A 12,347-nucleotide genomic window follows, 5' to 3' on the forward strand; every position below is an offset into this window, starting at 1 on the left:
GGCGCGGCGGGACGCACCTATCGGTAAAGCTAACAGGACAATTCGAATGCACCACGCCCTTATCGTCGCCCATGGCCAACCGTCGGACCCGACCCCGGCCGAACAGGTCTTAGCCGAGTATGCCGCCGAGGTCGACGTACTGTGCTCAAAGGTGACTGTGCGGTCGGCAACGCTGGCGGCACCGGGTATATTCGAAGAGCGCGTTTCAAAGCTGACAGATGACGCAGTGATTTACCCGCTGTTCATGGCAAAAGGGTGGTTTGTCACCAGCGCCCTACCCAAACGCCTTGCCGGGCGAAATCTACGCATTCTGGACCCGCTTGGTGTCGACCCTGACCTACCAGAACTTGTGGCCGGGGCGCTGCGCGACAGGTTGGTGGAAAACCAGTGGACGGCGCAGGAAACGGATCTGGTTGTGGCCGCTCATGGCTCAGGTCGCAGTCGCAACCCATCTTCCGTTGCCCTTGCATTTGCCGGCACGTTAGAAAAACATCTGGCATTCAGGTCTATTCGTGTGGGTTTTGTCGAAGAACCCCCTTCCATCTCCGAGGCCGCGTCAGGTTTGTCGGAGCAAGCTATTTGCCTGCCCTATTTTGCCTGCACCGGCGGTCACGTTCTTGAGGACCTGCCGCAAGAGTTGGCTGAAGCCACGTTCAAAGGACAACTCATGCCAGTTGTCGGAGAGCTACCACCGATCAAGCGCCATATTGCAAACACTCTGAGCCGTGTGTTCGATTAGGCTTGATCGCATCTAAGCCGGGTCCACGCGATTTTAATCCAAACGAACCCCGGATGCCGGGTCGCCTTGCCGACGCCCCACCAGTGTCGAGTATAAGCAATGCCGAGATCTGCCTTTCCTCTTCGCCTCATACAGCGCCAAATCAGCCGCGTTCAGAATTTCCGCGGATTTGGGGGGCGAAAACTGCGTGGACAACGCGGTCCCGATACTGGCTGATATCCGACAGGGGTTTTTCTCGAACACCATTGGTTTTTGCAGCCGGTCAATAAGACGTGACGCAATTGCTGAAAGGACAGATTCATCCATCAAACCCTTGAAGATAATAACGAACTCATCCCCACCAATGCGGACCACTGTGTCATCGTTGCGGGTTTCCTCTACCATGATCCGGGCGGCCTGCTGCAACACGTGATCCCCCGCTGCGTGCCCATATTGATCATTGACCGACTTGAAGAAATCCAAATCCAGATGCATCAGGGCGAAAGGCGAATTCCCGGATATCAGATGGCCCAGAACCACGTCCATGGCCCGACGGTTCTTTAACCCGGTCAGCATATCGGTAAAGGCTTGTTCTTCGGCGGCCAACATCGCCCCTTGCAGTCGCAGGTTAAGCGACCGCGAAGCCTCCATCGCGGCCGATTTAGCCTCGACCAGGTACAGCAGTTCGATCGCAAGGTCGGTGCCAGAAAAGTCCGCACTGGTCAGCGCATAATCGCGTACAGCATCCAAAATCGAAATGCCGAAGGACAGGTTAATTACTGCGCCTTTTCCGTTGGGCAGTGGGGCAATCAATCCCTTCAACGCCGTTCGTGGCGTATCATGGAGTTTCAGGTGCAGTTTTGCGCCAGCCAACGACATCAGCGCCGAAAGGGTTGTGACAGCGCGCGGGCGTATCAACTCGAATACGTCCAGAAATTCTTTCCCCTCTATCGGTTGATCAGGGCGAAGTTTCTGCAACGTCGGCCCTACGCGTGTTACCCGCCCAGTTTCGCTCACCAGAACGAACATTGGACATAGTGTTTCCAGCAAAGAACCCAGATCGCCAGTATCCATCATGATTTGCGCGCCCCAAGATCGAAATGACGCCCTTCGGCAAAAGCGCTTTCCACAAGTACGACTGAGATGACTTCGGCCTCGCCCTCTTGCCCGTCATGGGACAACATGGCCAAGGCACCGTAATCGTCAGCCATGGCGCGCAAAACCCCGACCATAACGCTGGAATGTCCGGCCAATCCGGGATGACAATACAATTGATATTCTGTTGGGCTCACCTCAATAAGCTCCAACATTGGCAGGCAAAGGTCGGAAACTGCCAAACGGACGCGGTCGGACAAGTCATCCAGGGAATGCAGGAACTCTACATAAGTGACGCCGCCAAAGCGCAGCAGACGGCGCAGATCCTCCATATTCGGGTGAGACACCAGATATGTTCCCAAATCCTCGAGTATTTCGGCACGTGGGCGCTTTATTTCGTCGCACAGTGCGTCCAAAACCCGGGCAGTCATGTCGTCATCGTAGACGAGCATGGCCTCGAACTCGGTAAATCCCAGCTCAGCCATCTCGGTTACGCGCAACCAGCACGTCTGCCCGTAGGTCGCACATACGAAAGATTGTACCGCCCGATTGATCAGACCATGCATAAAATGCCCCAGATTGGTTACTTCTCCAATCTGGCCCGAGATTCCTTAACAAACCCCCAAGATAGGTCGTTGGATTCCAACAATCTGAACAAGTATCGCAGTGGAAGTCTTTGACAGGGAACTAGAAATCCGTCGGCGCCCCACCTTCGGCCTTGCGACGGGCGACAAAGTCGGCAAGCTCATCCCGGATCGCATCATCCAGCGCCGGTGGTTCAAAACTGGTGATGATCTCTTTGAACATGTGATGGGCCCGCTCCGCCGTCCAAATGCCACCCGCAACATTCCAGCCCTCGAAGTTCTTCCAATCACTCAGGAAGGGTTGATAGAACGCGGTGGTGTAGCGGTCCTGCGTGTGCTGAATACCAAAGAAATGGCCGTCATTGCCCACCGACCGGATCGCATCCAACGCGATTTCATCTGGACCGGTCGCGGTAATTTCAGGCTGCATATAGCGCTGAATTTGCTGCAATATTTCACAGTCCATGATGAATTTCTCGGGGCTGGCGATCAACCCTCCCTCAAGCCAACCTGCTGCGTGGTATACCATATTGGTACCCGACTGAACGGACGCCCACAGAGAGTTCGAGGTCTCCCAAACCGATTGGCCATCAGGCACGTTTGCGGCACACACCCCCGACGACCGCATCGGCAGGTTGTAGAACCGTGCCATTTGCCCAGTCATCTGGGTGGAACGCATGTATTCCGGTGTACCAAAGGCAGGTGCGCCTGACTTCATATCCACATTGGATGTGAACGTCCCGATTACGCAGGGAATCCCCGGGCGCACGTATTGGAACAGAGCGATTGCGCACAAGGCTTCGGCCAGAGATTGCGCCACAGCCCCCGCCATCGTTACCGGAGCCATTGCACCAGCCAACGTGAACGGCGTCACAACAATCGCCTGCCCCCGCCGCGCCAAACGCAAGCATCCGTCAATCATCGGGTGGTCGTGTTTCAGCGGTGAGGTCGAGTTGATGTTGGAATACATCCTAGGCGTTGCCTCGAATTCCTCGTGGCTCAGCCCGCCAGCGATGCGGACCATCTCCATCACATCTTCGACCCGTTCCTTCCCGAGGCAATAGGCATGCATCGCCTTGTCGGTCAGGGTCAGCTTGTCATAAAGCACATCTAGGTGCCGGACACTGGCATGTATATCGACGGGTTCAACCGGATACCCGCCCGCAAAGTGAATGCAATTGAAATATTGCGTCAGTTTCAACAGGTTGCGGCACATATCTCGATTGCCGGGAACCTTGGTACCGATCTCCATATCCCAGTAATTCGGCGGCGATGAGACGTTGCCGAACACCATGTTCTTTCCGCCGATCTCAATCGTGCGGTCCGTATTTCGCGGAGTAATCGTAAAGCTTGAAGGGGCTTTGCCCACCATCTCCATGACAAAGTCCCGGCCCATGCGAACATTGTCGCCCTCGACCGTACACCCTGCCTCGCGCAGAATGCCTTTGGCTTCTTCGTTGTAGAACTCGATCCCGATCTCTTCGAGGATGCGCATGGCCCCTTCATGGATCGCCTCGATCCCGTCCTGATCCAACGGTTCAGTCGGGCGGTCGATGTTGATTGGCGGGCTCCACGGCATCTGGTCGATTACCGCAGTACCTCTGCGTTCAGCGGCCCCGGCACGTCCACCACCACGACGCCTGCGAGTTTTTGTGTCTGCCATCTGATCCTCCGGAGCTTGCTCTATCACAAGCAAGCCCCGAAGGTCGGGGGCTGGCCGCTCTGTCTGCGACAGACTTTGTCGGTTTTTTATCCCGAAGCGACGAAATCGGCTGGAGCATGATCAGTTTTTCGCCAGCCAGTCGGGAATGTGCCCGATATCCGGCAACACGACATCCGCCATGGGCGCCAGTGCTTCGGCCGGGGCCATGCCCGTGAGAACGGCAATTGTCGTCATCCCGGCAGCGCGACCTGCTTGCAGGTCGTGCAGACTGTCGCCCACCATGGCCACCTGTTCAGGTGCCACGCCTACATGGGTCGCAAAGGCAAGCAACTGCCCGGGCCCTGGTTTGTACCCGTGGCCGCTGTCATAGCCCGCGACAAAGTCAAAATGATCGCGAATCCCGACCGATGAGAGATGCTGTTTCGCTGGCATCTCACCGTCATTTGTGGCCACGCCCAGCTTTAGCCCAGCCTGTTTCAAACCTTCCAGAAAGGGGGCCAATGGCACGGCCTGCGCCTGCGGAGCCGACGCCGATTCGGTGTTCAGGACATCGACCAGATCTTCCTGCGTCATGTCGGGAAGATGCGGAACCAAGGCTTCGGCGATTTCATCAACCGTACCGGCGATGACGATGCTGTCCTCGGAATAGCTGGCCTTTTCCAGGTCAAAGCCGATAACACGCCCCAATTCTGAAGCGCGTGCAGGGTCTCCGTCGGCCAAGCGCAACACGACATTGCGCCCGAAAGCCCCCCAGGTGTTGGCAAAGTCAAACAAGGTGCCGTCCTTGTCGAACAGGATCGCGTCGATAGGCATTGCATGCTCCTGCAAAGTTGTGGGTCAGGTCCAGTGGACGTCAGCGCCACCGGACAAAGCCGCGCGGGCCTGTCCAGGCAGGTCATAGGGCACGGAATTCGCGTCACAGAAGGCGATTACCCACGAGTCGTCAAGCATAAGAAACTCCAGCACCGACCCCAGAAACTCGGGCTCGCCTGCTCTTTCGCGCAGGTCCTGTGTCGATGCACCGGTTGAGCCAAGGAAAATTGGCAGCAATTCTTCATTGCCCACCAGCCAACCCAGAACATTGAGCGCCAGCGTTTCGGCAGATTGGGCGTTGATTGACATAAAGTAGCCCCGGATCAGGTCTTGGAAAGGGTTTGTTAACCAGACTCATAAACACTTTAGCAACGCATGCAATCAATGGTGACTGATATGTCCGTGCAGGGAACCATCCTTGTCCTCGACGGGGCCTCAACCAATCGCATCATGCTGAAGGTTCAGCTAACTGCGGCTTGGTATCACGTTGTTCAGGGTGAACGGCTTCAGGGTCTGCCCGGACTTTTACGGCGTGCCAGGCCCGACCTGGTACTGACCTCGCAAACCTTGCCGGACGGCACTGCCGCTGACGTAAAGAAGCTTGTCATGTCAGACCCGGATTTGACCGATGTGCCGGTGGTTGCGATCGCACAGCAAAACGACAAGGCCGCGCGGTTGAAGGCACTGGCTGACGGCCTGGACGATGTTCTGGCCCACCCGTTCAAGGATACGTTCCTGCTTGCGCGGGTTCGCAGCCTGTTGCGCGCGCGCGCCGATACCCAAGAATTGCAGGTTGGAACCAGTTCGCACCCCATCGGATTTGCCGAACCCAGCGCTGCGCTAATCATGCCTGCGAAAACCGGTCGAGTCGCTATTCTGACACAATCGTCATGCACCAGCGCTTTGTGGAAAAAGGCCCTATACAAGCAGACACCGCACAAACTATCCGCTCATACAACTTCCAACCTTCGGGGTATTCTGTCGGGACCTGTCCCTGATGCCATCGTGTTCGAGGTCAGTGCAAACCCGTCGGACCTCAAACTGCTGGCCGATTTGAAATCGCGAAGCACTACGCGGCATACGGTTCTGATTGGTGTTCTTGAGGAAGAGAATACCGAATTGGCATCCGAAGCGCTTGATCGGGGTGCCGACGCGATTTGCATGGGTAGTTTCTGCCCTGAAGAAACGCTGTTGCGCCTGGAAAACCAGATTGTGCGAAAGGCCCGGCTGGACCAGATGCGCGCGTCGCTCAGACGCGGGCTGGAGGATTCCTGGGTCGATCCGTTAACCGGCCTGCACAATCGCCGATATGCGATGCACGCGATGGATCAGATCATGCACAAGGCAGCGCGGACCGAACAAGGTTTTGCGGTGATGCTGGCAGACCTGGATCACTTCAAGTGTATCAACGACACCTTCGGCCACACCGGCGGGGATCTGGTGTTGGCCGAGGCAGCGGCCCGGATGAAACAAACGATTGGCTCGGCCGGGTTCATCGCACGAATCGGTGGCGAAGAGTTCATGGTTGGCCTCGCCGAAGCAACGCAGGCCAAAGCACTGAAACTAGCAAGAAGCTTGTGTGATTGCATCCGTGACAAACCTTTTGAGCTGCCAGACGCCCCTGCCCCAATACCGGTCACGATCAGTATTGGACTAATCGCAGCCCAACCAAACGGGTGGTCGCAATCTCATCAACTACCCCGGTTGGAGGGGCTGATCAAATCGGCCGACACCGCGCTTTATGCTGCCAAGTCGGCTGGGCGCAACCAGGTTCGGGTCCGGCAGAGCGCAGCCTGAACCGATCAATCCTTGTGCTTGCGCCCATGCGCCTTGCGCTCGACCACTTCCTGCAGCCGGTCCGCGTAAGACTGACGTTCCGCGTCAGTCATCGCGGTGATGCGGTCCAGCCATTTATCCTGCAATGCGCTTTGCAATTCGGCCATGGCTTGCGCCTGTTGCTGCAACAGCGCCTGCACCGCCTCGGGATCGAACGGTTCCGCGCGCAAGGCTGCCTCAAGCGCGGCAAAGTCCTGCGACCGCATCTTCGCCCCCTTGGTATGCCGCTCAGACAACTCACCGCGCAACGCTTTCCGTTCCTCTTTGGGCAGCGCCCGGTACAACGTTGGGGCAAATCCGGGCGGACCCTTGCCGTGATGCCCGCCTTTGACCCTGTAAACAGTGCCCAAAGCGACCCCGACAACCAAAAGGTTCAGCGCCAGCGATACGGTCAAAAGAACCGTCACCCACCGTCTTTTGGGTTTGGCATTATCGCTCATTCGGCGTCCTCCAGAAAAGTTGTATCCAGGCCAAGGTCAGCGACCACAAAGCCGGTGTCCTGCGGAAAAATAATCGTTGCCGGGTCAGGTAAAAAGTCGGGCGCGGCAAATCCGATCCAAACCCCTGCGGCACTGGCCGCGACCAAACCACCCATGCTCTGCCAGCCTCCGATCCCGTCCAGCAGCCGCGCCCAGACAGAACGCGGCGGATCTGCAGGTTTCATCCGGTCAAGACGCACCGTTTCGGCGTCCGTCAGAATACGAACCGCCAGATCATCGGGCAGTTCCGGCCGGGCTTGCCGTGCCTGAGCAAACAACTGGTCCAATTTCATGTCATCTTCAGCCATCTTCGTACCCCAGTTCATCTTGCCGTCCTGCCAGTATTGCCGCCAAGGCGCGCTTTCCGCGCGCGGTCAGGCTTTCTACCGCTTCAGTCGAAATGCCCATGATCCCGGCGATTTCAGGGTTGGGCAGTTCTTCGATATGCCGCAAAATCACCGCTTGCCGTTGGCGGTCTGGCAATTGCGACAACGCTGATTGCAGCGCATCCTTACGCGCCGCTTCTTGTAGCCGCTCGGTAGCGCTCAGGTCTTCATCCTCGGGCTCGGGCACATCGTCCAGACGGTCCGGCCTTTTCTTGCGCTGCACATCCACACACAGGTTCAGCGTGACCCGATACAGCCAGGTGGACACCTTGGCCTGCCCCGGCACCCATTTTGGGGCCATCTGCCACAGCCGCATCATGGCGTCCTGCGTTACGTCTTCGGCCTCGGCGCGGTTGCCCAGCATTCGCATCGCGACTGAAAAACAACGCGGCCCCAACCGGTCAGTCAACCGACGGGCAGCCGCCGCGTCGCCGCCCGCGAACTGCCGCAGCAACGCATCATCTGTCGTATCCGCGGCACATTCTGCGCCGCGGACATCCTGTAATGGAGAGGTCAGATCCTCCATCCTTCATCAGCTGTCGTCAGAGTCCGCCTTGCCGTGTTTCTTGTGCTTGCGACCCATCCGCTCTTTCGCATCGGCGTATTCCTGTTCCGAGATCGTTCCGCTGTTATCCGCGTCGATACGGTCAAACATCTTGCCAGCGCGGCGCGGTTTGGGCAACTCGTCTTCACTCAGAAAGCCGTCCTGATTGGCGTCGTGTTTTTCGAACATCTTGGTCACGCGGTCATTGGCGCGTTTTTGGCCAGCGGCCTGCATTTCTTCGACGCTCAGTTTGCCGTCGCCGTCAGCGTCAGCGTTCGAGAATCGCTGCGTGCGGTGGGCCTCCAATTCTTCCTGCGTCAGTTGACCGTCACCATTGGCATCCAGTTCTTGAAAGCTTGCAGGTTCACGATCCTTTGGTCCGGCCGCCAATACGGACGTGCCTGTGATTGCAATAGCCGAGATAAGGATGGCCGGAATGAATTTGGCGCTTTTCATGTCGTTTTCCCTTTGTTTGGCGGCCCCATCGCCGCTGCTCACATAAGTTCAAACGCAGGGCTGGATGCTTTCCGTCGCAAAAATCCAAAAAACTTTGCAGGCCTTTACCAAAACCCCACGCCACAAAGCGACGCACCCCTCTTTTTTTCAGGGCAAAACAAGCGCATTATCCGGCTCAAACGAACGCGCGAGTTTTACAATGACAGATCAAACGATCGACACCACGACTGAGAATGACCGCCCCACTTGGCCTGCTTTGGTCAAAGGCTTCCGCTGCCGCTGCCCCAAATGCGGCGAGGGCAAGGTTCTGAAAGGCTATCTGAAGGTCAAGGACAGCTGCGACTCTTGTGGGCAAGAGCTGTTTCACCATCGGGCAGATGACGGTCCGGCGTACCTGACCATTCTGCTGGTCGGACACCTGATGGCACCGGCCCTTCACGTGTCTTATGTAGAGTTTCGCCCGGAACCGATGACCATGTTCCTGATCTTTGCCATCGGTTGTACGGCCCTGTCCTTGTTCCTGCTGCCTCGGCTGAAGGGTGCGGTTGTCGCGTACCAATGGGCACGTCGCATGCACGGATTCGAAAAAGCGCAATGACCTCGCTCATCGGCTCGCACAGAACATGACAGTCGACAAATCAGCGATACGGGACGCGGCAACGGTCATCGTTCTGCGAGATCGTATGATCGAGCCGTCCATCCTGATGGGGCAACGCGGTGCAAAGGCCGTATTCATGCCCAATAAGTTCGTGTTTCCCGGCGGTGCCGTCGATGCCGAGGACAGCTCGGTACCTTTGGCCACGCCCCTGCCCGCGTTGTGCAGCGATAGGCTGGACGAAAAGTCCGAACCGGGATTGCAAAACGCACTGGCCGCAGCCGCAATTCGTGAATTGTGGGAAGAAACCGGGCTGATCCTGGGGGATCCCGGCGGGTGGAGCGGCACAGTTCCGGAGGATTGGCAGGGCTTTGCCGACTTGGGTTACCGCCCATCGGCCAGCGCGCTGCAATTTGTGTTCCGTGCTGTGACCCCTCCGGGGCGCCCACGCCGTTTCGACGCACGGTTCTTTCTGGTCGATGCCAACGCCGTTCAGGGGGATCTGGATGATTTCAGCCGCGCGTCGGATGAGCTGTCCCATTTGCAATGGGTCCCGCTGGACCGCGCGCGCGAACTGGACCTGCCCTTCATTACCGAGGTCGTTCTTGCGGAAATAGCGGCCCGGGCTACAAATCCCGAACCACCCGCCACCGTGCCGCTATATCTGCATACCGAAGAACAAAGCCTGTTCTTGCAGCTCAAGGGTTATCCCATGCCCGACGCGGACTAGGCGTCACCTCATCCGGCTGATAACCGTCGTCACCTCGGGCTTTTTACCGATTTCTGACTTGGCGGTCTGGCGCACGATGCGGCGCAAAGCTTCCTCCAGCTTGTCATCGTCGCGCAACGTCTTGGCATCGGCCCGCATCAGGAATTGGTTCAGGTCCTCTTCCAACACTTCAATCAGCGCCGCCCGCGACGTCCCGATTTCAGGCAAGCCCATCGTGTCGCACCACGGCTCACCCAGCGGCTCGTCCTCTTCGTCCAAAATGACCGTCACGGTCACGTGCCCGTTCAAAGCCATGCGAATACGGTCACGCACGATCCCGTCCAGAGCCCCGACCTTGACGGTGCCGTCCAGATAGGTGCGGCCGGTTTCAATATAATCCACCACCTGCGGCGCATTGCCTGTCAGGTCAACCATCGTTCCGTTGACGGCCAGAATGCCCGTACGCCCACCGACCTCGGCCAGTTTAGTGTGTTCACGCAAATGCCGATGCTCGCCGTGCATCGGGATCACCATCTGCGGGTCGATCAGGGCGTGAACTCTTTCAAGATCCGGTCGGTTGGCATGGCCGGACACGTGGTACAGACCTGAACTGTCATCCACCACATCCACACCCTTTTCGCTGAGCTGGTTCATGATGAAAATCACGCCGCGCTCATTTCCGGGGATGGTTTTGGACGAAAACAGGAACAGATCGCCCTCTTTCAGCTCCAGCCCGCGGTATTTGCCCCGCGCCAGTTGGGCACTGGCGGCGCGGCGCTCGCCCTGGCTGCCGGTCACGATCAGCATCAGGTTCTGGCGCGGCATGTCCACGGCCTCTTCGGCGCTGACAACCTTGGGAAAATCCGAAAGGATGCCAGTTTCAGTCGCGGCTTCGATCATCCGTCGCATGGCGCGGCCCAGCAACACAACCGAACGCCCGGCGCGCTGGCCCGCTTCGGCCAGTGTTTTCACCCGCGCCACGTTCGACGCAAAGGTGGTCGCAACAACCATGCCTTCGGCGCTTTCAACCAGCTTGGTGATCTCGGGGCCGACCTCGGATTCCGAACGACCTGCATGTCCAGAAAAAACATTGGTGCTGTCACAAACCAGCGCCTTAACACCGGACTGCGCGACCTCGGCCCACAGATCGGGATCAAAGGGCTCACCCACCACGGGGTTTTCATCCAGCTTGAAGTCACCAGTATGCACAATCCGCCCCTTGGGCGTGTCGATCACCAGCGCAGCACTTTCGGGGATCGAATGCGACACAGGCAGGAAGCCAATCGTGAAGGGACCGACCGAGACCTGCTCGGGCCAGGCCGATACCGTGCGGACCGCGTCCTCGGGGTGGCCATGTTCCTCCATCTTGCGACGGGCAATGTTGGCGGTGAAGGCGCGTGCATAAATAGGTGCACCCAGTGCCTCATAGCAATGGGCCACGGCGCCGACGTGGTCTTCGTGCGCGTGGGTGACGAATACGGCCTCAAGCCGGTCCGCCCTTTCGCGCAGCCACGAGATATCGGCATGGATCAGATCAACGCCCGGCGTCGTGTCCATATCCGGAAAGGTCACGCCAAGATCCACCAGGATAAGACGTTCTTTCCCGGGCTTTCCATAGCCATAGACATACGCATTCATGCCAATTTCGCCGGCACCACCCAGCGGCAAATAGATCAGTCGTTCACTGCTCATGTCGAGCCATTATCCTTGTTATAGCGATGGATCACGGTCAGCCCGTGCATCGTCAGATCTTCTTCGATCGCGTCAAACCCGACATCCGCCTGATCGAACAAAGGCGCAAGCCCACCGGTGCCGACCACTTTCATCGGCATGCCGTATTCCGCCTTGATCCGGGCAATCAGCCCCTCGATCAAACCGGAATAGCCCCAATACACGCCGGACTGGATGCAGCCAACAGTATTCGTACCAATCACCTTTTCCGGGCGGGTAATGTCGATATGCGGCAATGCAGCCGCGCCTTGGTGCAGTGCCTCAAGGCTGAGGTTCACACCCGGTGCAATGATGCCGCCAACATAGGCCCCGTCGTGGGCCACTACATCGAAATTCGTGGCCGTCCCGAAATCGACCACAACAACATCGCCGCCATGGCGGTCAAACGCGCCCACGGCATTGGCCAACCGGTCCGGGCCGGGGATTGTTCCTTCGTCAATGCGCGGTGCCACGGGCAACAGGCATTCAGGCTTGCCCACAACCAGCGGCCGACACCCAAAGAAGCGATCAGCAAAAATACGCAGGTTAAAGACCACACGCGGCACGGTCGAGGCGATCACCACGTCAGTGATCTCCGCTTCGATCCCGTAATGTTTCACCAGCGTCGAATACCAAGTGAAATAGGCATCCGCCGTACGCGAATGATGGGTCGAGGTGCGCAGGGTACACAGGAACTTTTCGCCGTCCCAGATCGAGAAAACGGTATTGGTGTTGCCGCAGTCGATAGCCAGAAGCATC

General features: G+C 57.9%; 15 protein-coding genes. 4 read left to right on the plus strand and 11 right to left on the minus strand.

What is annotated here, in order from left to right:
- The first annotated feature begins 46 nt into the window (after positions 1-46).
- On the plus strand, positions 47-739 hold the full coding sequence (locus ACR0M2_RS03230; protein ID WP_480704020.1) for a CbiX/SirB N-terminal domain-containing protein: 693 nt from the start codon (positions 47-49) through the stop codon (positions 737-739).
- 33 nt (positions 740-772) lie between these two features.
- Here the strand turns inward: ACR0M2_RS03230 and ACR0M2_RS03235 are convergent, their stop codons facing one another.
- From ACR0M2_RS03235 to ACR0M2_RS03255, 5 genes are all read right to left on the minus strand, one after another.
- On the minus strand, positions 773-1,795 hold the full coding sequence (locus ACR0M2_RS03235; protein ID WP_480704021.1) for a GGDEF domain-containing protein: 1,023 nt from the start codon (positions 1,793-1,795) through the stop codon (positions 773-775).
- Positions 1,792-2,379: a heme NO-binding domain-containing protein gene (locus tag ACR0M2_RS03240; RefSeq protein ID WP_480704022.1), complete on the minus strand. Its 588-nt coding sequence runs from the start codon at positions 2,377-2,379 to the stop codon at positions 1,792-1,794. The genes ACR0M2_RS03235 and ACR0M2_RS03240 overlap by 4 nt, the downstream gene beginning before the upstream one ends.
- Positions 2,380-2,500: 121 nt before the next feature.
- Positions 2,501-4,060, minus strand: a complete 1,560-nt coding sequence (locus ACR0M2_RS03245; protein ID WP_170348182.1) for a trimethylamine methyltransferase family protein — start codon at positions 4,058-4,060, stop codon at positions 2,501-2,503.
- 120 nt (positions 4,061-4,180) lie between these two features.
- A complete protein-coding gene (locus ACR0M2_RS03250; RefSeq protein WP_480704023.1) occupies positions 4,181-4,873 on the minus strand; it encodes an HAD family hydrolase in 693 nt (230 codons plus the stop codon).
- Between the two features lie 24 nt (positions 4,874-4,897).
- Positions 4,898-5,182: a DUF3572 domain-containing protein gene (locus ACR0M2_RS03255; protein ID WP_480687339.1), complete on the minus strand. Its 285-nt coding sequence runs from the start codon at positions 5,180-5,182 to the stop codon at positions 4,898-4,900.
- A gap of 87 nt (positions 5,183-5,269) precedes the next feature.
- Here ACR0M2_RS03255 and ACR0M2_RS03260 point away from each other — a divergent pair, with 87 nt between their 5' ends.
- Positions 5,270-6,670: a diguanylate cyclase gene (locus ACR0M2_RS03260; RefSeq protein WP_480704024.1), complete on the plus strand. Its 1,401-nt coding sequence runs from the start codon at positions 5,270-5,272 to the stop codon at positions 6,668-6,670.
- 5 nt (positions 6,671-6,675) lie between these two features.
- On the opposite strand, the gene ACR0M2_RS03265 is transcribed toward ACR0M2_RS03260, so the two are convergent.
- Genes ACR0M2_RS03265 through ACR0M2_RS03280 form a run of 4 tightly spaced genes read right to left on the minus strand, consistent with a single transcriptional unit; the run spans position 6,676 to position 8,574 of the window.
- Positions 6,676-7,149: a periplasmic heavy metal sensor gene (locus ACR0M2_RS03265; protein ID WP_480704025.1), complete on the minus strand. Its 474-nt coding sequence runs from the start codon at positions 7,147-7,149 to the stop codon at positions 6,676-6,678.
- A complete protein-coding gene (locus ACR0M2_RS03270) occupies positions 7,146-7,496 on the minus strand; it encodes a hypothetical protein (protein ID WP_480704026.1) in 351 nt (116 codons plus the stop codon). The genes ACR0M2_RS03265 and ACR0M2_RS03270 overlap by 4 nt, the downstream gene beginning before the upstream one ends.
- Complete coding sequence (locus ACR0M2_RS03275) at positions 7,489-8,100, minus strand: RNA polymerase sigma factor (protein WP_480704027.1); 612 nt, start codon at positions 8,098-8,100, stop codon at positions 7,489-7,491. Before ACR0M2_RS03275 ends, ACR0M2_RS03270 begins: the two co-directional genes overlap by 8 nt.
- 6 nt (positions 8,101-8,106) lie before the next feature.
- Positions 8,107-8,574, minus strand: coding sequence for an EF-hand domain-containing protein (locus ACR0M2_RS03280; protein ID WP_170348176.1), 468 nt, complete (start codon positions 8,572-8,574; stop codon positions 8,107-8,109).
- Positions 8,575-8,773: 199 nt separating this feature from the next.
- Here ACR0M2_RS03280 and ACR0M2_RS03285 point away from each other — a divergent pair, with 199 nt between their 5' ends.
- Both ACR0M2_RS03285 and ACR0M2_RS03290 read left to right on the plus strand, forming a co-directional pair.
- Complete coding sequence (locus ACR0M2_RS03285) at positions 8,774-9,172, plus strand: DUF983 domain-containing protein (RefSeq protein ID WP_170360144.1); 399 nt, start codon at positions 8,774-8,776, stop codon at positions 9,170-9,172.
- Positions 9,173-9,197: 25 nt separating this feature from the next.
- Positions 9,198-9,899, plus strand: a complete 702-nt coding sequence (locus ACR0M2_RS03290; protein WP_170348174.1) for an NUDIX hydrolase — start codon at positions 9,198-9,200, stop codon at positions 9,897-9,899.
- A 3-nt stretch (positions 9,900-9,902) separates the two neighbouring features.
- On the opposite strand, the gene ACR0M2_RS03295 is transcribed toward ACR0M2_RS03290, so the two are convergent.
- A complete protein-coding gene (locus ACR0M2_RS03295; protein ID WP_480704028.1) occupies positions 9,903-11,570 on the minus strand; it encodes a ribonuclease J in 1,668 nt (555 codons plus the stop codon).
- The gene (locus ACR0M2_RS03300) at positions 11,567-12,346 is read right to left on the minus strand and encodes a type III pantothenate kinase (protein WP_170360150.1); all 780 of its coding nucleotides are present in this window, start codon (positions 12,344-12,346) and stop codon (positions 11,567-11,569) included. Before ACR0M2_RS03300 ends, ACR0M2_RS03295 begins: the two co-directional genes overlap by 4 nt.
- Between the last annotated feature and the right edge of the window lies 1 nt (position 12,347).

Source organism: Ruegeria sp. BE10 (genome assembly GCF_056538905.1).